The organism is Natrialba sp. SSL1 (genome assembly GCF_001861355.1).
Taxonomy (GTDB): domain Archaea; phylum Halobacteriota; class Halobacteria; order Halobacteriales; family Natrialbaceae; genus Natrialba.
Window position 1 is genome coordinate 49,683 of sequence record NZ_MASN01000030.1, and the last position, 17,713, is coordinate 67,395.

Consider the following 17,713-nt stretch of genomic DNA (forward strand, 5'->3'; position numbering starts at 1 on the left):
TTGCCCCCACATGTACACCGTCGATCTCCACGCACACACCCGATTCTTCCACGGCCGGCGGTCGTTCGGCGACCGATTCGATCCGTTCGGTGCAAGCGTACTCGCGAAGATGGCCCGTAGACGCGGTCTCGACGGCGTCGCGATAACTAACCACGACTACTACACGCCAGTCACCCCCACGGCCGCCGTCGCAATTCCCGGGATCGAAATCTCGACCACCCACGGACACGTCCTCGTCGTCGGTCCCGATCCGCCGCGCGAGACGGTGCCACTCGAGTACACGCCGAGAGAGGTCGTCGAGAGAGCGCACGAACGCGGCTGTGCGGCGATCGTCGCCCATCCGTACCGTGACAGTGACGTGCTGAGCGAGCGGTTTGCGGACGTGCCGTTCGACGCGGTCGAGATCAACGGGAAGCATCCACGTACGCGAGCGCTCGTCGAATCGCTGGCCGCGGAGTGGGAGCTTCCGATCGTCGCGGGCAGCGACGCACACGTTCCGTTCGAGGTCGGACGAGCGTACACGATGATCGATGCACCGTCTCTCACGCCTGCAGCGGTCGTCGAGGCGATTCGTGATGGACGGGTCCAGCCGCGCGTCGGGGACGGCCCACTCGATTCGGCGCTTCGGCGGGGCTATCAGCGGGTTCACGCGCGAAAGCATCCGGACAGTGTGCTGGCCGAGTCGCGGGTGGCACTCGAGCGGCGCGCGATGCAACAGGCGACTGAGACGGAAGCAGAGGTGGAAACGGAGACAGAGACGGGGACGGCGATGGCGTCGACGGAGACAACCACCTCAAACAGCGACGACAAAGGTGAGTTCTGAGTCGCCATCGGCTGTTCCGAGTCGACGCCAAAACGCTCTCGGCCGGCCGGACAGGCACACCGTACAGCACCAAGGCCGAACATACGTCGCTGTACGAGGAGATGACTTAATCGAACACACCTCCGAAACCGGAGACGACAGATGTCCTCGCAAGCGACAGCCAGCACCCACTCGAGTCGATCCGAGACAACCGATTCACAGTCGGGGCTCACGGTTGCCGCCGTCGAGACGATCCGGGCGATCGATCGCGACCGCTGGAACGAGGTGGTCGAACGCGCCGACCTCGGCACGGTCTTTCACCGCTACGAGTGGCTCGCAGCGGTCGAACTTGGGATCGGCCACCCGGCCAGACACCTCCTCGTCGAAAAGGATTCGAACCTCATCGGCGTCGTCCCGAACTTCGTCGTGCCGATCCCGAAGACGCCGTTCTCCCGGCTGACCTCGATCTATCCCGGCTTCGGCGGGCCGTTACTGACGACCGATGTCGACGACTCGCTCTCGCTCGTACTCGAGACGATCCCCGACTGCTGTTCGCGGCGGACGATCGTCCACGGAATCCGGGCCTGCAACACGAACTTTCTCCGGTACGACGGCGCGCTGTCTGGGGCCGGCTACGAATCGAATCGCGTCGGCGGACGATTCGTATTGCCGCTTTCGAACGGCTACGATGCGGTGTTCGAGGGGATGGAGAGTTCGAAACGCCGGGCGATCAGACGGGGACGAGAGACCGACCACGATATCGTCGAGGCGGACCTCACGCACCAGGAGCTGACGCGCTTCTACGAGCGATACCGTCAGCACATGGAGAGCGTCGGCGGGCACGTCTATCCCCGCGCGTTCTTCGAGCAGTTGCGGGAGATGGAAGACCGCATCCTGCTCGCACAGCTCTACGTCGAGGGCGAGTACGCCGGCGGCTTTCTCGAACTGCTCAACGACGAACGAAACACTGTCCACGGTTTCTTCGCGGCGATTCCGCCGGCGTACTTCCAGTACTACGCCTCCGAACGGCTCTACGACTACGTGTTTCAGTGGGCAATCGAGAACGGCTACGAGGCGTACGATTTCGGCGGCGGCGGCGCGGACTTCCGGGACGGTGCGTTCACGTTCAAAGAGGAGTTCGGCGGCGAGTTGCTCCCGAACGTCTACTGGGAGCGTGGCACGAGTCCGGTCTGGGCGCTCGTCCGTCAGGGGCGATCACTGTACCAGCGCTTCGACGGCGTCTGAGAAACCCGCGTTCAGCCGAGCTGTTCGTCGAGAATGAGTCGCGTTTTCGTACTGACGACCTCCTCCTGGTCGCGCGCCTTCGTGATTAGATCGTTCACCCCGCGCGTGTCCGCGGCGTCGACCACGAGAACGACGTCCTGTTCACCCGAGACCATCCAGACGAAGTCGACTTCCTCCCACTCGGCCATCCGTTCGGAGATACCCTTCGTGTCGACATCGACCGCGACGCTGATCTCGAGCATCGCCTTCACGTTGCCAGTGTGCGTCGAGATGGTAAAGCGCTCGATGACATCGTTCTCCATCATCCGTTCGACGCGGTTGCGCACCGTCCCCTCGCTCGTCCCGACCTCGTCTGCGATTTCCGTGTACGGCGTTCGGGAATCTCGGCGCAGGATGTTGAGGATCGATCGGTCGAGTTCGTCCATAGAGATCTGACACTACGGGGGTGGCACACTTACCCATTACGAAATTCGTAACTGAGCTTCGAAGACAACACTTATGGCGGTGTGTCCAATACGTAGTTCGTAATGACAGCAGCCTACGTTGCGCTGGAGGGCGGGCACGTACTCGAGGGACGTGGTCGTGCTTCAGGAACGGCTCGCGGCGAGCTGGTTTTCACAACGGCATACACCGGCTACGAAGAGAGCCTGACCGATCCATCCTACGAGGAACAGATTCTCACGTTCTCGTATCCACTGATCGGCAACTACGGCGTGCGAGAGGAACGGTTCGAGGACGACCGCGTCCACCCACGCGCCGTGCTCGCGAAGGAACTCACCGAGGAGGTCGCCGACTGGCTCGAGACGGAGGGCGTGCCGGCGGTCGACCATCTCGACACGCGAGACGTTGTCACCGACATTCGCGACGGCGGCGCGATGAAGTGCGGTATCGCCGTCGGCGAGGACGTGACTGAGGAAGACGCACTCGAGCAACTCGAACAGTGCAAAGGCATGAGCGATCACACGGACATCGGCGCACAGGTCAGCGTCGACGAACCGACCGTCTACGGCGCGGACAACGACGGCGAGACCGTCGCGCTCGTCGACTGCGGCGCGAAGGGGTCGATCGTCGACTCGCTGCTCGCCCGCGACGCGACGGTTCACGTCCTGCCATACAACGCAGCCGTAAGCGATGTCGAAGCCGCCGATCCGGACATCCTGTTCATCTCGAACGGCCCCGGTGACCCGGCGAACTACGAGCAGGCAATCTCGCTCGTCGAGGCGTTCGTCGAGGACACGCCCGTCGCCGGTATCTGTCTCGGCCAGCAAATCGTCGCCGAAGCGCTCGGCGGCACGACCGCGAAGATGGACTTCGGTCACCGCGGCGTCAACCAGCCAGTGCTCGACCTCGACTCCGGTCAGGTCGTCATGACGACCCAAAACCACGGCTACACCGTCGACGAACCCGGCGACTACCTCGAAGTCACCCAGATCAACGTCAACGACGACACGCCGGAAGGACTCGACGGCGTCGATCACGATATCATCACCCGCCAGTACCACCCCGAAGCGAACCCCGGCCCTGAAGACACCCTCGACTTCTTCGACAACGTCCTCGAGATGGCAGAACACACGCCACAGCGAGCGGTTCCGGCCGACGACTAGGCAGTCTGTTTTCGCTTCGCTCCTCGATTGAGTGCGTTCCAGAACCGATTCGCTTCTATCCGATCACAATGGGCTGAGCGACTGCAGTGGCGCAGTACTGGGCGACTGGGCTTACTGCACAGCCTCGCCGGTAACGATCCCAGCGACGCGGTCGCGGTCGAAGAGTTGTTCGTCTGCCGGGATCTCCGGATACGGGTCGCCAGTCTCGTACGTCGGCCAGGCGCCGAACTGGTCAGGGTAGAGCTGTTTCGCCGTCATCTCGAGTTGGAAGAGAGTCATCAGCGGCCCCTGATAGCGCATGCCGCCGGCGACGACGCGGTCAGTTTCGACGGCTGACAGCCGACTGCCGATCGGGTGATCCGCGAGGTCGGCCCGAACGCTGTCGATGCTGTACTGCGGGGTGATTCCCCAGAGGTGGAGGATCACGTCGGGGTCGATGTCGATCATCGTCTCGTAGTCGACGACGCCCCAGTCGCCGGACCAGGAGTGGTCCGCCAGCGCGTCGCGAGCCGCGAGCGGCCGTGTGTCTGCCTGCCAGTAGCCGGATTCGTTGAGGTGGTAGGCGAAGAACTCGCCCTCTCCGAGCGTCACGCGGGCGGCCGTCGGCCGCTCGTCCGCGGGCGGTAGATTGGACTCGATGTCGTCGCGAAGGTCCTCGTAGACTGCCTCGAGCGCCTCGTAGCGCTCGCGTTCCTGGAAGATTTCGGCAACCTGCTCGAAGACTTCCCAGAGGGTGTAGTACTCGTACTGGTCGGCGTACGCGTCGGCCGGCTCGCTGTGAACGCCGCTGTGAAAGTTGCCCATCCAGGGACCGACCGTCGAGGCGATGTCGTCGATATCGGACGCCCGCCAGTCGGAATCGTGCTTGACGACGTAGGACGGATCGAGGAAGTGAATGTCGCTGTCGAGCTCGTACAGCTGTTCTCGTTGCAACTCGTTTGCGAGCGGGTCGGGCAGCGACTCCCAATCGAAGGAGACGCCGGGAAGGTGGTCGTAGAACCGGTTCATCGTGGTCCCGGACATCTCGGTGGAAAATAGCGAGTTCACCGTGTCGCCGTGGCCGAGTGCCACCGCCATGTCCGCGTACTGCGGAAAGGCGACGAAGACGTTCTCCGGAACGGCGTCGAGTTCGATCTCCCCCGCGGGCTCGAGGTGTGGGCTGATCGTCTCACCGCCTGGTGAGGAGTTGTCGTCCGGGTCGGCAGTATCGGAGAGACACCCGGCCAACGCCGTGCCGCCCAGGGCGATCCCGCTCGCCACGAACTGTCGCCGTCCCCATCTGCTAGTCGGTCCGCCACCGTCGGACCTCCGACGTGAATGCATGTGTTTTAGGTCGACCTAACAATTCAAAAGGAGTTCGATTCTGACCGCCCCGGCAATCGCGCGGGAGTGACGGACTGGAATCGGACACGCTGTCGCACAAACGGCTGCAAACGCGTCGACACAGCCTCAGTCGGTGAATCCGTACTCGACCGTCGCGCTCGCCGTGACACTCACCGGATCCGCGTCGATCTCGGTCTCGGGTGCGGCGTCGGCAGCGTCATCCGTCTCGTAGGCCACGTCGTGGCGAACCGTACTCACCCGCACGTCGCTCGTCGTCACCGCCGTCGTGCCGGTGAGTTCGACGCCGCGGTTCGAGGCGATGTGTCCGGCCTCCTCGTCGGCCGTCGCCAGCGCGTCGTCGATCGCATCCTTACGGAGCTCGGCGCGTGTCTCGTCCCGGACTGTGAAGTTCACTCGACCGACATCGTCAGCGCCGGCGTCGACTGCGGCGTCGATCACTTCGCCGACGCGCTCGACGTCATCGAGCGTCACCTGATAGGAGTGCGTGCCGACGAACTCCTCGACCCCGTCCTCGCGTCTCGCCGCCGGCGAGGGACGGACGCTGTACTGCCCCTCTTCGACGTTATCCTCGGGAATCCCCAGGTCGTCGAAGGCTTCCCGCAGCTGTTCCGAGCGAGTCGCCAGATCGTCGCTCACCGCGTCGGCCGACTCGTCGACGCTCTCGACCCCAATGCTCATCGTCGCCCGGTCGGGCTCTGTTTCGACCTCGCCGTCGGCGGTGACGGTGATCGTGTTGTCTGCGTTCGTCGTGGACGTGCCTTCCCCCGCCTGCTCGGGATCGTCCGTACTCGAGAGCACGTTGCCGAGACACCCTGCCGTCGTCGCTGCGACACCGACGGTCGATGCCGCGAGGAACTGTCGTCGATCCATACGCTCCCGACACGTGCCACTCAAATAATGATTCGTCAAGGTCAAACCGCTCTTTCAGCGTGGTGTGGGTGTTCGGGCACCACAGATGGCGATTACCGCCGTCTCGCACGAACTGGAACGCCGCCGAGCGTTCTTACCGGTCGACGGTGAGTGTCGACTCGACCGTATGGCTGACAGGCTGCTCGTTCCCATCGCGAACCCCGAAACCGCCGACCGACTGCTCGATACCGCCGTCGACCTCGCACACGACCGCGACCTCGAACTCGTCGTCCTGTCGGTCGTCACTGTCCCGATGCAGTTGTCACTCGAGCACGCCCGCGATACGCTCGACATCGAAGACGAGGAGGCACTGCTCGCGGACGTGGTCGAACGGGCACGCGGCTACGGCGTGGAGGCAACCGGTCGGATTCGATTCGGTCGCGATATCGCGGACGGAATCTGCCACGTCGCCGCGGAGCTCGACGCCGTCGCGGTACTGGTCGGCTGGCGCGGCCGACCGCGGCGTCGCGACGTCGTGCTCGGGAGTCACATCGACACGGTACTGGCCAACGCGCCGTGTGACGTGCTGGTGAAGCGGATCGACCGAACCGTGACCGACATCGAATCGATCCTCGTTCCCGTCGCCGGCGGCCCGAACACCGAATTTGCGGCCGAAACCGCCGGCGCGCTCGCTCGCGCCTACGATGCACGAGTCGAACTGCTGACGGTAGTGCCAACGCGAGACGACGAGCAACTGACCGATGCGCGCGGGATGCTCACGGAAACGAGTCCGTCACTCGGCGTCGTCGACTCGGTGACGGAGACGGTACTCGAGGGCGACGTGACCGAGACGATTCTGGAGCAAGCGACGGCACACGACGCGGTGGTTATCGGTGCTGCGGAGAACGGCCTTCTGAGGAGCGTGCTCGTCGGTGACGTACCCGAGACGGTGGGTCGAGAGGCCGAGAGCGCGGTCATCATGGCGAAACGCTACCAGGGTGTGTCGAAGACGGTGTGGCGGCGGGTTCGTGACCAGCTCCGGTAGCGGCTGGCGAAACACAGAAAGAACGGACAATAGCCTTCCAGAACGCGCTACTCGAAATTTCGGCAGGGTCAGGAGTCAGTCGTGTCGGAACGACCGCTGCCCCGTAAACGCCATCGCGATTCCGTGCTCGTCTGCCGCCTCGATCACATCGTCGTCGTTGACCGAGCCGCCGGGCTGGACGACCGCCTCGATGCCCGCCTCGGCCGCTTCCTCGATCCCATCCGGGAACGGGAAGAACGCATCCGAGGCCATGACCGCGCCCTCGGCGTCCTTGCCTTCGGCGTGCTCGTCCGCCTTCATCGCCGCGAGGCGGACTGCGTCGACGCGGGAGACCTGTCCCATCCCGATGCCGACCGTCTCCGTGCCGTCCGCGAAGAGAATCCCGTTCGACTTCACGTGCTTCAGCGTCTGCCACGCGAACACCATGGACTCGAGTTCGTCCTCAGTTGGCTCACGCTCAGTCACGACCTCGAGGTCGTCGGTCGAGATCGACTGCAGGTCCCGTTCCTGGACGAGTCGGCCACCGACGAGCGGTTTCTCGGTGAATCGCTCCGTGCGCTCACCCAATTCGCCAACGTCCAGAACGCGCAGGTTCTCCTTCTCGAAGAGCACGTCGAGTGCGTCGTCGGTGTAACCCGGTGCGACGACGACCTCTTTGAACGAGTCGATGATCTGCTCGGCGGTGGCGGCGTCGCACTCGCGGTTGAGCGCGACGATGCCGCCGAAGGCGCTCATCGGGTCCGTGGAGAGGGCCTTTTCGTAGGCTGCAGCGAGGGAGTCGGCCGTGGCGCAGCCGGCCGGGTTCGTGTGCTTGATCACCGCGGCGGCGGGCTCGTCGAACTCTTTGATCAGGTTGAGCGCGCCGTCGGCGTCGTTGTAGTTGTTGTACGAGAGGGCCTTCGCGCCCTCGTTCAACTGGTCGGCGTGGACAACGCTGGCCTCGTCGCAGGTGTAGTCCGCGTAGACGGCGGCGTCCTGGTGTGGGTTCTCTCCGTAGCGGAGGGTGTCGAGTCGGTCGTCCGAGACGAGCCGGCGCGACGGCAGCCCGCCGTGATCGTCGTCGCCTCCCGTCGCCACGTCGGCGTCGACGGTGACCGAACCCGCCTCCGCGTCCACGTCCACTGCACCCTCCGCGAACCACTGCACCGCTCGCGGGTACGCGCGGAACTCGCCCTCGTAGAGCACGCGCTCCTTCAGACTCTCCGAATCGTCGCCTTCGTAGATCGGAATCGGTTCCTGGGTAACGATCGGCCCGCCGTCAACCTCGCTCTCGACGACCTTGCCGTCCCCGTCGGTCGCGTCGGTAACCACGTGGACCGTACAGCCCGTCACCGAGACGCCCGCCTCGAGCGCATCGCCCCAGGCGTCCATCCCCGGGAACGACGGCAGCAGCGACGGGTGGACGTTCAGCGTCGTCGGTGCCGCCTCGAGGAACGTACTCGAGAGGATGCGCATGTAGCCGTCGAGACAGACAAGGTCGAACTCGTAGTCGGAAAGGGCCTCGAGGACTGCCTCCTCGTGTTCCGTTCGGCTCATGTCGTCTGCGAGCGGGACGACTTCGGTCGGAATCCCGCGCTCTTCGGCGGACTCGAGTACCGGTGCGTCTGCGCTGGTCGCGAGCACGACGGCCAGTTCGGCACCGCCCGGTCGGCGGTCGGCGATGTTCAACAGGTTGCGCCCTCGGTTGCCGGCCATCCCGGCGATTCGCGTCATGGGTGTACGGCCGCCCGCGAGGGGGAAAGTGGTTGCGGTCTTCATCCGCAATGTGTGCACATACGTGCATTAAAAGTCACCTATATCGGATTTTGCTCGAGGAGGTATACATAGTCGTGGCCGAACCGCACTCGCGTTTCGACACTCTTTTGCACGGCGCTGGAAACTCTCGGACAATGACCGACACCGACGCACTGTACGCGGTCTCCCCGCTCGACGGGCGCTACGGCAACCGAACAGAACGGCTCTCGCCGTACGCCAGCGAGGCCGCGCTCATGCGCGCCCGCGTCCGCGTCGAAGTCGAGTACCTGATCGCCCTGGCCGACCTCGAGGCGACGCCGCTCGAACTCGACCTCGACGAGCGCGAGGAGCTACGCGGGCTGTACAAGCACTTCGCGGAAGAGGACGCCCGGCTGATCAAGAAACTCGAAACCACGGGCCACGAGGAGTTCGAAGCGACGAATCACGACGTGAAAGCCGTCGAGTACTTCGTCCGTCACCGACTGCCCGAGGGCAGCGACGCCTCCGCGTGGATCCACTTCGGACTGACCAGCGAGGACGTGAACAACCTCGCCCACCGGCTGCTCGTCCGCGACGCCGTCGAGGAAGTACTGCTGCCGGCACTGTACGACGTGCAGGATACGCTCGCCGACATGGCCAGAGCGTACCGCGACCTGCCGATGCTCGCCCGTACCCACGGCCAGCCCGCGACGCCGACGACCTTTGGCAAGGAACTGGCCGTCTACGCCGCCCGACTCGGGAAGGCGACCGGCCAGATCCGCACGGCGACAGACGACCTCTCGGGCAAACTCGGCGGCGCGTCGGGAACCTACGCGGCCCACGTTGCGGCCTACCCCGACGTCGACTGGCAGTCTTTCGCCGCCGACTTCGTCGAGCGACTCGGACTCGAGTTCACCGAACTCACGACGCAGGTCAACCCCTGTGACGACCTCGCGGCGTTGTTCGACGCGTTCGGGCGCGCGAACAGCGTGTTGCTCGACCTCGACCTGGATATGTGGCTGTACGTCTCGGATCGCTACCTCGGCCAGGAGGCCGTCGCAGGCGAGACGGGGTCGTCGACGATGCCTCACAAGGTCAATCCGATCGACTTCGAGAACAGCGAGGGCAACCTCTCGAAGGCCAACTCCGACCTCACGTTCCTCGGCGACTACGTCACCACCTCGCGGCTCCAGCGTGACCTCTCCGATTCGACCGTCAAGCGCAACATCGGCGCTGCCTTCGCTCACTGCCTGATCGGCTACTCGAAGACCGCCGCCGGCCTCGAGAAGGTCGTCCCCAACGAGCACGTCATGCGCGAGGCACTCGAGTCCACGCCAGAAATTATCGGCGAGGCGGTCCAGACGATTCTCCGCCGCGAGGGCCAGGAAGATGCCTACGAACAGGTGAAGGCGCTCACCCGCGGGAAGGACGTGACGCTCGACGATTTCCAGGAGCTGTTTGCGGATCTCGACGTGGACGAGGACGTGCGCGAGGAACTCGCCGCGCTGACGCCGGCGGGATACACCGGTATTGCGGCTGGGCTGGTCGACGATATCGAAGACATCGAAAACTGAGAATCAGTACCGATTTGACGCTCGACTGCCAACGCTCGACTATGGTCGAGCGTCTCTTCCCCGAAATTGCCACCGCGATCCTCTTTCTTATCGCGATCCTGTGCATGATCGCGCTGTTGTACATTTCGACGCGGTGGTGAGCAGCGTTCTGCGGTACCGCTACCGCTCAGCCGACGAGTCTAGCCAGCGTCTCCTCGACTGCGTCAGCCGCAGCCTCGACAGCTGAGAGTCGCACGTATTCGCGCTCGGCGTGTGCAACAGCACCTTCTTCGTCGGCGAGGACACCCGGACCGAAGACGACCGTCGGCGCGTCGGCGGCGAAGAAGCCAGCTTCGGTTGCCGCCCCGAACGGGCGCACTTCGCCGCCGCTTGCGTCCTGCAGCGTTCGCACCAGCTCTGTCTCCTCCTCGGTCACGAACGCCTGCGGGAACGGCGTATCGGGGCGGATGAGATCCACCGAGACATCGACTGCGTGATCGCTCGGTAGCCGATCCACGAGAAACATCTCCAGATCCGCACAGAAGGACTCGCTGGTCTCCGGCGGGACGCTCCGGCGATCGAACGTGAGCCGACAGCGCTCTGGAACGCGATTCGACGCCTCGCCGCCCGCGAGGACGGTCGGCGTCAGCTTCGGCTCGCCGAGCACGTCGTCCGCGCCGGGACCCGCGGCGTCGTCGTACTCGCGAAGGGACTCGAGTACGTGCTCGAGGCCGAAGACGGGGTTTCGTTCGGCGGGGACGCTCGCGGCGTGGCCGCTCTCTCCCTCGAGCGTGATCGTCCCCTCGCACTGCCCGCGGGCGGCGATACAGACGTCGAGGTCGGTGGGCTCGCCGACGATGTAGCCGTCCGCCGAGAGGCGCTCTTGGAGCCCCTCAGCGCCGGTCATCAGTGTTTCCTCGTCGGTGGTGATCGCCAGCGTGAGCGTCCCGGTTTCGGGTTCGGTTCGCAGGAAGGCGGCGAGCAGTGCGGCGAGTGGCCCTTTCGCGTCGCAGGCCCCGCGTCCGCGGACGATGTCGCCGTCGCGCTCGTAGGGGACGTGTGGCGGGACGGTGTCGATGTGAGTGTTGAGGACGATGTGCGGGCGCTGCTGGCGCTCGTCACCCTCGGCATCCGCGTCTGCACCATCCCCGCGCGTCGCCAGCACGTTCCCGAGGTCGTCTACCTCCGGCTCGAGACCGGCGTCCCGAAGCGTTTCGAGGAGGTACTCGCGCATCTCGTCGACGTCCTCGTGGGACGGAATCTGCACCGCGTCGGCGTGGAACGAAGCAATGTCGAACACGGTCGCCATCTCAATTCTGCTCGACGCGGGTCACGTCGCCGAGCGTCTCCCGCCGGCGCACGACGCGCGCCTCGCCGTTCTCGAGTGCAACCTCTGCTGGCCGGGGCTGGGAGTGGAACTGGCTCGCGAGTTCGTAGCCGTAGGAGCCCGCGTTCCCGATAGCGATGATGTCCTCGCGCTCCGGGCGGGCGATCGGTCGGTCGTGGGCGAAGACGTCCGCGCTGGTACAGACCGGGCCGCCGACGGTGACTTCGTGGCGCTCGCGGTCGGGCGCACTGACGTTGTACATCGGGTGGTAGGAGCCGAACATCGCGGGTCGGATCAGTGTCGCCAGGCTGGCGTCGATACCGACGACCGTGGTGTCCGGTGCCTCCTTGATCGTGTTCACCTCGCTCAGAATGACCGAGGCGTCGGCGACGACGTAGCGACCCGGCTCGAGTTTGAGCGTGGCCTCGAGCTCGCCCACGGCGTCGCGGACCATGTTCGAGGTTTTCTCGAGGTCGAGCGGTTCGTCGTCCTCGCGGTAGGGGACACCGTAGCCGCCGCCGACGTCGACGAACTCCAGGTCCTCGTCGCCGACGCGGCGGGCCATCTCGCCGACGCGTTCGATTGCGCGGCAGTGCTCCTCGAGTCCCTCCGTCAGAACGCCGCTGCCAGCGTGGGCGTGGAGGCCAACGAGGTCGAACTCCTCGCGGACGCGGTCTGCGACCTCGGGGACGCGCTCGTAGGGGATGCCGAACTTCGCGTCCGCGCCGGTGGCGACCTTCTCGTGGTGACCCGTGCCGATACCGGGGTTGATTCGGATGGCGATCCGGCCGTCGTAGCCCCGTTCGGCCAGGCGGTCGAGGGTGTCAGTCGCGCCGATGGTGATCGTGAGGCCCGGGTTCTCGGCGGCCAACTCGGTCGCGTAGTCCAGATCGTGATCCGGCGGGTTGACGGCGGTGTACTGGAGCGCGTTCGGGTCCGCGCCGGCGTCGATCGAGCGCTGTAGTTCGCCCCAGGCCGCACACTCGATTTCCCCGCCGGCCTCGAGGACGGCCTCGAGAACCGCCTTCCCCGTGTGCGCCTTCGCGGCGTACATGACCTCGGCGTCGGGGAACGCCGACGCGAAGCGGGTGTAGTTCTCCTTGACCCGGTCGAGGTCGGTCACGTACAGCGGCGTGTCGTACTCCTCGGCGAGGGATGCGAGTCGGTCGTGATCCCAGTCTGCGAGCCGGCGAACGGCCGGCGAATCCGCGAGATCGGTCATTGGTCACTACAAGTGACCGGGAGCAGTCAAGGGTTTGGATTCGGGCAGCCGTGGCTCCCGCTCACTCCGGAAACAGCTCTTCAGTTCGTTCGATTGCGTCGATTCGGTCGCACTCGGCAGGCGAGAGCTCGAGCGCCTGTGCCTCGAGATTCGCCCGCAGGTGGTCGGGACTGCTCGATTTCGGAATCGTCACGACCCCGTCTTTCGCCAGCAGCCATGCGAGACAGACCGCTTCGGCCGTCGTGTCGTGGTCCTCAGCGATGTCAACCACCGCGTCGATCTCCTGCGCCCGACCGTTCGCCAGCGGCGAGTACGCCACGAGCGGATAGCCGTGCTCGCGGGCGTGGGCGAGCAACTCGTCAGGCTGGAACAGCGGGTGGAACTCGACCTGATGTGCCGCGATGGGTGCGTCGAGAACGGACTGGGCCGTCTCGAGTTCCTCGCGCGAAAAGTTGCTCAGTCCCACGCCACCGATCGTCCGCTCTTCGTACAGCTCGTCGAACGCCGGCAGCGTCGCCTCGGGATCGTACGCCTCGATCGGACGGTGCACGTACAACAGGTCGAGCGCGTCGAGTCCCAGTCTGTCGAGACTTTCCGCAGTCGTGCGGTGCACGTCGTCCGGTGCGAGATTGTCAGCCCAGACCTTCGTCGCGACGGTCACGTCCGCACGCGGGACCGAACTCTGGGACAGTCCGTCGCCAACGACGGCCTCGTTGCCGTATATCTGCGCCGTATCGAGATGTCTGTAGCCGTACTCGAGTGCCGTCTCGATTACGCCGGAATCGTCGATCCCCATCGTACCGAGGCCCACGGGCGGCAGGGTAGGCTGTGGCCGTGTCATAGATACTGTTCACGGCGCGTGGGGAAGTGAACTCCGACGAGAGAATGTGTCGTTGAAACGGGTCGGCTCTCGGATTATTCGCGCAGTGCGTCCTCGCGCTCGGTTGCCTCGAGGGTCCCCGTCTCGAGGTCTGTGGCGACGACGGCGGGCTTGTACGCGCCGCCCTCGAAGAGGTCGTGGTCGCTGACCGAGGATTCGACGAATCGGGTGAACGCGCGGCGGTTCGCGGGCAGTTCGCCGTACAGGACCTCCTCTTCAACGAGGTCGTAGACTGGGATCCGCGGCGTCAGGAGCGTGTTCTCGCCGACGACGCTGTTCTCGCCGACGACGAAGCCGCTGGTGACGCGACAGCCGGCACCGAGCGAGACGTTGTCCTCGACGATGACCGGCGCGCTCTCGACAGGCTCCAGTACGCCACCGATGAGTGTGTTCGCGCCGAGCTTGACGTCCTCGCCGATCTGGGCGCACGAGCCGACGGTGTCACAGGAGTCGACGAGCGTTCCGTCGCCGATGTGTGCGCCGATGTTGACGAAGCTCGGGCTCATCATGATGCAGTCCGAGCCGAGGTAGGCCCCGCGGCGGATCGTCGTCCCGTCCGGCGTGTTGCGGGTGCCGCGCGCGCCGAGGTCGTCGGTCTCGCGCAGCGGCAGGACGTCGTAGTGGTCGACACCGCCGTAGTCGTAGGCCTGATTTTCCCGGAGGCCGAAGTTGAGCAGGATTCCCTGTTTGACCCACTGGTTGGCCTCCCACTCACCATCGGTCTTTGCTGCGGCACGGATCTCGCCGTCCTCCAGCGCCGAAAGGAATGCCTCGAGCGTATCGAAGGCGTCCTCGCCCGCCGAGTCGGCGTCGATCTCGCCGTTCTGTTTCCGTTCCCACAACTCGTCGATTTCAGTTTCGAGTGTACTCGTACTCATGCGTCGATCACGTCCGCAAAGTCGTAGCTTCCTGCCTTTGCTCCTGCGATCCAGACCGCCGCGTCGACCGCGCCCGCGGCGAAAACGCCCCGGTCCTCGGCGCGGTGGGTCAGGCGAACCTCCTCGTGGTTCCCTGCGAGGATGATCTCGTGCTCGCCGGTGATGTTGCCCGCGCGGATCGCGTGCACGCCGATCTCGTCGTCTTCGCGTGGGGCCTCGCCCTCGCGGCCATGGGTCCGATCGCTGAATTCCCCGTTCGCCTCAATCTCCTCGAGCAGCCGGTTCGCCGTCCCGCTCGGTGCGTCCCGCTTCGCGTTGTGATGGGTCTCGACGAGTTCGACGTCGTAACCCGGCAAATTCTGGACCGCGTCGCCGACGACGTTCACCAGCGCCTGCACGCCGCGCGCGAAGTTGGGTGCGTGGAGAACCGGAATCGACTCGGCAGCGGACTCGAGTACGGCGAGCTGGTCGTCGTCGAAGCCGGTGGTGCCGGTGACGAAGGCGACGTTCGCAGCCGCATCCGTGCACGCTCGCACGTACTCGGTGGCCGATTCGGGGCCGGTGAAGTCGATGACGGCGTCTGGCTCGCGCTCTGCGAGCAATGACGCGAACTCGGATGCGGGCTCGATCTCGACGCCGTCGACGGTCTCTCCGTCGGGCTCGCGGTTAACCGCGAACCCGACCGTACAGTCCTCGCGGTCCGCGATAGCGGTGATTACCTCGCGGCCCATGCGGCCGGTTGCACCGGTGACGCCGATGCGGGTCGGCTCTGTCATCGATCGCTCTCTGGTTCGGCGTTTGCCACGTCGGTCGTCTCACGCTCGAGGTCGTCGAGGACGGCCTCGAGGTCGTCGTGGTACTCCTCGGCGAGTCGGGAGAGCGGCGGCCGCATCCGGGCCGGTCCGTAGCCGCGGATCTGCATGGCTTCCTTGACCGGGATCGGGTTCGTCTCGACGAACAGTTCGCGGAAGAGCGGCCCGAGTTCGTGGTGAAGGTTCTGTGCGCGTGCGTAGTCGCCGTCAAGCGCTGCGCCGACCATTGCACACGTCCGTTCGGGCTCGATGTTCGCGGCGACGCTGATCGTCCCGGTGCCGCCGACCGAGATGATCGGCAGCGTCATCGCGTCGTCGCCCGAGAGGACGGCGAACTCCTCGTCGATCGTGCGCTCTGCGATCTCACCGATCACGCCGAGGTCGCCGCTTGCAGCCTTGTAGCCCGCGATGTTCTCGTGGCTCGCGAGTTCGACGGCGGTGTCGGGTTCGATCGTCTGTCCCGTCCGCGAGGGGACGTTGTAGACGATCTGGGGGAGGTCGACTGCGTCAGCGATCGTCCGATAGTGGTCGACCAGCCCACGCTGTTCGGGCTTGTTGTAGTACGGCGAGATCAGCAGCAGGCCGTCCGCGCCCGCGTCGGCCGAGCGCTCCGAGAGTTCCAGGGCTTCGCGCGTGTTGTTGGATCCGGAGCCAGCGATGACGGGGACGTCGTCGACGGCGTCGATGACGGCCTCGACGACGCGGACGTGTTCGTCGTGGGTCAGGGTCGCGGATTCACCGGTGGAGCCGACGGGAACGAGGCCGTCGACGCCAGCGGCCTCGAGGCGCTGTGCGTCCTGCTGGAGTGTTTCGAAGTCGATGCGTTCGTCTTCGTCGAACGGCGTACACATTGCGGGAAAGACGCCGGTAAGGTCGAGTTCTGGTGTCATGGTGATCTGATCTGTGTCTGTGTGTTGTGTAGCGTGACTCGCATGATGGCCGTCGTTACCGGATCACTGGCCGTTGCGAGTCGGGACTGTCGGCAATTGGTCGGTAAGGTGGTATCGCGGTCGAAGCGTGCCCGAAACGAGTTCGCTACGCTCGCAACGAGCACTCTCAGACGCGTTTACGTTTCGGAAAGCGAGAAAAGACGCCACTCACGACGAGGTCGCCGATCCGATGAGTGACGCGACGCATACCCGATACGGTGATCCGGACGAACTTAGCCGTTGTGACTTCCCTCGATCGGTGGAGTTCGCTTCCCTGCCTGCGCAGGGTACGTGACTGGTAGCTCGGCGGTTCGTCGACTCACCAGCATGGTGCCATCTATTGGCATGGCCTCGGAACGCGGTTCGCTCGCCGAGTCCCGCTTCCTTTATACTTCGTGATTGCTAACCACCGGCTATGCGAAACACACAGTTAAAACTCCGAATGGCGTTCGTCGGGTTCGTCCTGTTCGCCCTGTACTTCGCCGCTGCGCTGTTCTTTTCGGCGATGTTCCCCAGTATCGGTCTCCTGCCGATACTGGCGCTCAGCATCGTCGTGCTCCCCGCAGCCCAGTACAAGTTCGGTAAGTGGATGGCGCTTCGTGGCACCGAGGAAATGCCCAACGAGGGCCAGTACCGCGAAATCCACCAGATGACCGAATCCCTCTCGCGGGATATGGGCCTCGACAAGCCGAAGCTCGTCGTCCAGGACATGGGCGTCCCGAACGCGTTCGCGACCGGCCGGAAGGGTGCCGGCGTCGTCTGCGTCTCGAACGAACTCATCCAGCTCCTCGAGCGCGACGAACTCGAGGGCGTCATCGCACACGAACTCGCCCACCTGAACAACCGCGACACCATTACGATGATCCTCGGCCAGTCGGTCGGGATGATCGTCAGCTACGCGGTGTTCTTCTTCGTCCGTGACGACAACAACTTCCTCGTCGCCTACGCCGCGATGATGGTCGCCCAGCTGCTCACGACGATCCTCGTCATGGCTATCTCGCGCTACCGCGAGTACGTCGCCGACGACGACGCGCGCCAGTACATCGGCACCGGCGACCCGCTCGCCCGCGCACTCGAGAAGATTTCTCGCGGCGCCGAGGGTCGCGAATCGCAGGTCGACGAGACGGTCAGCGCGCTGTGCATCCTGAACACCGACCGCAGCCTCATGCAGAAGCTGTTCGCGAGCCACCCGCCGACCGAGAAGCGTATCGAGAAGCTGCGTCACTGATCGCGGTTGTCGGCTGGGATCGATTTGGATCGACTGCGATTGCGGCTGTACTGCGACTGTACCGCGACTCCGAAGACGAACAAACACAGGCCGATCGCGTTTGTGTTGCTTCTCTGAGAGCGCGTTTGCGCGAGAATACCAGCAGACGGGAATGAATCTGGAACACCGGGATACCACCACCAAGTCGAAACTGGTGACGGCGATGCACCGATCCAGAGCCACACCGTCGGTTCACCCCGCAAGCCCTTCGTGAACGGGGTTCTTTTTATGCGTACCCAGCCC

General features: G+C 64.8%; 16 protein-coding genes. 6 read left to right on the forward strand and 10 right to left on the reverse strand.

Annotated elements, in window-relative coordinates; translation table 11 throughout:
- Nucleotides 1-10 precede the first annotated feature (10 nt).
- Nucleotides 11-823 (forward strand): PHP domain-containing protein, encoded by an 813-nt coding sequence (locus BBD46_RS23110; RefSeq protein ID WP_071401264.1) that lies wholly within the window; start codon nt 11-13, stop codon nt 821-823.
- 141 nt (nt 824-964) lie between these two features.
- A complete protein-coding gene (locus BBD46_RS08340; RefSeq protein ID WP_071401265.1) occupies nt 965-2,047 on the forward strand; it encodes a GNAT family N-acetyltransferase in 1,083 nt (360 codons plus the stop codon).
- Between the two features lie 11 nt (nt 2,048-2,058).
- Here BBD46_RS08340 and BBD46_RS08345 read toward each other — a convergent pair whose 3' ends face one another.
- Complete coding sequence (locus tag BBD46_RS08345) at nt 2,059-2,472, reverse strand: Lrp/AsnC family transcriptional regulator (protein ID WP_071401266.1); 414 nt, start codon at nt 2,470-2,472, stop codon at nt 2,059-2,061.
- Between the two features lie 102 nt (nt 2,473-2,574).
- On the opposite strand from BBD46_RS08345, the gene carA reads away from it, so the two are divergent.
- Nucleotides 2,575-3,651: a glutamine-hydrolyzing carbamoyl-phosphate synthase small subunit gene (gene carA, locus BBD46_RS08350; protein WP_071401267.1), complete on the forward strand. Its 1,077-nt coding sequence runs from the start codon at nt 2,575-2,577 to the stop codon at nt 3,649-3,651.
- 111 nt (nt 3,652-3,762) lie between these two features.
- On the opposite strand, the gene BBD46_RS08355 is transcribed toward carA, so the two are convergent.
- Both BBD46_RS08355 and BBD46_RS08360 read right to left on the reverse strand, forming a co-directional pair.
- Complete coding sequence (locus BBD46_RS08355; protein ID WP_071401268.1) at nt 3,763-4,974, reverse strand: ABC transporter substrate-binding protein; 1,212 nt, start codon at nt 4,972-4,974, stop codon at nt 3,763-3,765.
- A gap of 126 nt (nt 4,975-5,100) precedes the next feature.
- Nucleotides 5,101-5,865 carry an SIMPL domain-containing protein gene (locus tag BBD46_RS08360; RefSeq protein WP_071401269.1) on the reverse strand — a complete coding sequence of 255 codons (765 nt, stop codon included), beginning with the start codon at nt 5,863-5,865 and terminating at the stop codon, nt 5,101-5,103.
- A gap of 85 nt (nt 5,866-5,950) precedes the next feature.
- Between BBD46_RS08360 and BBD46_RS08365 the strand changes: the two genes are divergently transcribed.
- Entirely contained in the window at nt 5,951-6,889 is a 939-nt protein-coding gene (locus tag BBD46_RS08365) for a universal stress protein (protein ID WP_253184525.1), read from the forward strand.
- A gap of 75 nt (nt 6,890-6,964) precedes the next feature.
- Here the strand turns inward: BBD46_RS08365 and purH are convergent, their stop codons facing one another.
- Complete coding sequence (gene purH / locus BBD46_RS08370; protein WP_071401271.1) at nt 6,965-8,602, reverse strand: bifunctional phosphoribosylaminoimidazolecarboxamide formyltransferase/IMP cyclohydrolase; 1,638 nt, start codon at nt 8,600-8,602, stop codon at nt 6,965-6,967.
- A 176-nt stretch (nt 8,603-8,778) separates the two neighbouring features.
- On the opposite strand from purH, the gene purB reads away from it, so the two are divergent.
- Complete coding sequence (purB, locus tag BBD46_RS08375) at nt 8,779-10,176, forward strand: adenylosuccinate lyase (RefSeq protein ID WP_071401272.1); 1,398 nt, start codon at nt 8,779-8,781, stop codon at nt 10,174-10,176.
- A 166-nt stretch (nt 10,177-10,342) separates the two neighbouring features.
- Here purB and BBD46_RS08380 read toward each other — a convergent pair whose 3' ends face one another.
- The 6 genes from BBD46_RS08380 to dapA form a co-directional block, all read right to left on the reverse strand.
- A complete protein-coding gene (locus BBD46_RS08380) occupies nt 10,343-11,464 on the reverse strand; it encodes a M20/M25/M40 family metallo-hydrolase (protein WP_071401273.1) in 1,122 nt (373 codons plus the stop codon).
- Nucleotide 11,465: 1 nt separating this feature from the next.
- Nucleotides 11,466-12,704: a diaminopimelate decarboxylase gene (gene lysA, locus BBD46_RS08385; RefSeq protein WP_071401274.1), complete on the reverse strand. Its 1,239-nt coding sequence runs from the start codon at nt 12,702-12,704 to the stop codon at nt 11,466-11,468.
- A gap of 61 nt (nt 12,705-12,765) precedes the next feature.
- Nucleotides 12,766-13,545, reverse strand: coding sequence for an aldo/keto reductase (locus tag BBD46_RS08390; RefSeq protein ID WP_071401275.1), 780 nt, complete (start codon nt 13,543-13,545; stop codon nt 12,766-12,768).
- Nucleotides 13,546-13,619: 74 nt separating this feature from the next.
- On the reverse strand, nt 13,620-14,462 hold the full coding sequence (locus BBD46_RS08395) for a 2,3,4,5-tetrahydropyridine-2,6-dicarboxylate N-succinyltransferase (RefSeq protein ID WP_071401276.1): 843 nt from the start codon (nt 14,460-14,462) through the stop codon (nt 13,620-13,622).
- Nucleotides 14,459-15,238, reverse strand: coding sequence for a 4-hydroxy-tetrahydrodipicolinate reductase (dapB, locus tag BBD46_RS08400; RefSeq protein ID WP_071401277.1), 780 nt, complete (start codon nt 15,236-15,238; stop codon nt 14,459-14,461). The genes BBD46_RS08395 and dapB overlap by 4 nt, the downstream gene beginning before the upstream one ends.
- Nucleotides 15,235-16,164, reverse strand: a complete 930-nt coding sequence (gene dapA / locus BBD46_RS08405) for a 4-hydroxy-tetrahydrodipicolinate synthase (protein WP_071401278.1) — start codon at nt 16,162-16,164, stop codon at nt 15,235-15,237. Before dapA ends, dapB begins: the two co-directional genes overlap by 4 nt.
- A 454-nt stretch (nt 16,165-16,618) precedes the next feature.
- Between dapA and BBD46_RS08410 the strand changes: the two genes are divergently transcribed.
- Complete coding sequence (locus BBD46_RS08410) at nt 16,619-17,431, forward strand: M48 family metallopeptidase (protein ID WP_071401279.1); 813 nt, start codon at nt 16,619-16,621, stop codon at nt 17,429-17,431.
- Nucleotides 17,432-17,713: the final 282 nt, after the last annotated feature.

Bases quoted from the DNA above. Each gene is read 5' to 3' on its own strand.
- dapB (WP_071401277.1), bottom strand. From the start codon at position 15,238: ATGACAGAGCCGACCCGCATCGGCGTCACCGGTGCAACCGGCCGCATG.
- purB (WP_071401272.1), top strand. From the start codon at position 8,779: ATGACCGACACCGACGCACTGTACGCGGTCTCCCCGCTCGACGGGCGC.
- purH (WP_071401271.1), bottom strand. From the start codon at position 8,602: ATGACGCGAATCGCCGGGATGGCCGGCAACCGAGGGCGCAACCTGTTG.
- BBD46_RS08410 (WP_071401279.1), top strand. From the start codon at position 16,619: ATGCGAAACACACAGTTAAAACTCCGAATGGCGTTCGTCGGGTTCGTC.
- BBD46_RS08355 (WP_071401268.1), bottom strand. From the start codon at position 4,974: ATGCATTCACGTCGGAGGTCCGACGGTGGCGGACCGACTAGCAGATGG.
- carA (WP_071401267.1), top strand. From the start codon at position 2,575: ATGACAGCAGCCTACGTTGCGCTGGAGGGCGGGCACGTACTCGAGGGA.
- BBD46_RS08390 (WP_071401275.1), bottom strand. From the start codon at position 13,545: ATGACACGGCCACAGCCTACCCTGCCGCCCGTGGGCCTCGGTACGATG.
- BBD46_RS08365 (WP_253184525.1), top strand. From the start codon at position 5,951: ATGGCGATTACCGCCGTCTCGCACGAACTGGAACGCCGCCGAGCGTTC.
- BBD46_RS08345 (WP_071401266.1), bottom strand. From the start codon at position 2,472: ATGGACGAACTCGACCGATCGATCCTCAACATCCTGCGCCGAGATTCC.
- BBD46_RS08380 (WP_071401273.1), bottom strand. From the start codon at position 11,464: ATGGCGACCGTGTTCGACATTGCTTCGTTCCACGCCGACGCGGTGCAG.
- BBD46_RS08395 (WP_071401276.1), bottom strand. From the start codon at position 14,462: ATGAGTACGAGTACACTCGAAACTGAAATCGACGAGTTGTGGGAACGG.
- BBD46_RS08360 (WP_071401269.1), bottom strand. From the start codon at position 5,865: ATGGATCGACGACAGTTCCTCGCGGCATCGACCGTCGGTGTCGCAGCG.
- dapA (WP_071401278.1), bottom strand. From the start codon at position 16,164: ATGACACCAGAACTCGACCTTACCGGCGTCTTTCCCGCAATGTGTACG.
- lysA (WP_071401274.1), bottom strand. From the start codon at position 12,704: ATGACCGATCTCGCGGATTCGCCGGCCGTTCGCCGGCTCGCAGACTGG.
- BBD46_RS23110 (WP_071401264.1), top strand. From the start codon at position 11: ATGTACACCGTCGATCTCCACGCACACACCCGATTCTTCCACGGCCGG.
- BBD46_RS08340 (WP_071401265.1), top strand. From the start codon at position 965: ATGTCCTCGCAAGCGACAGCCAGCACCCACTCGAGTCGATCCGAGACA.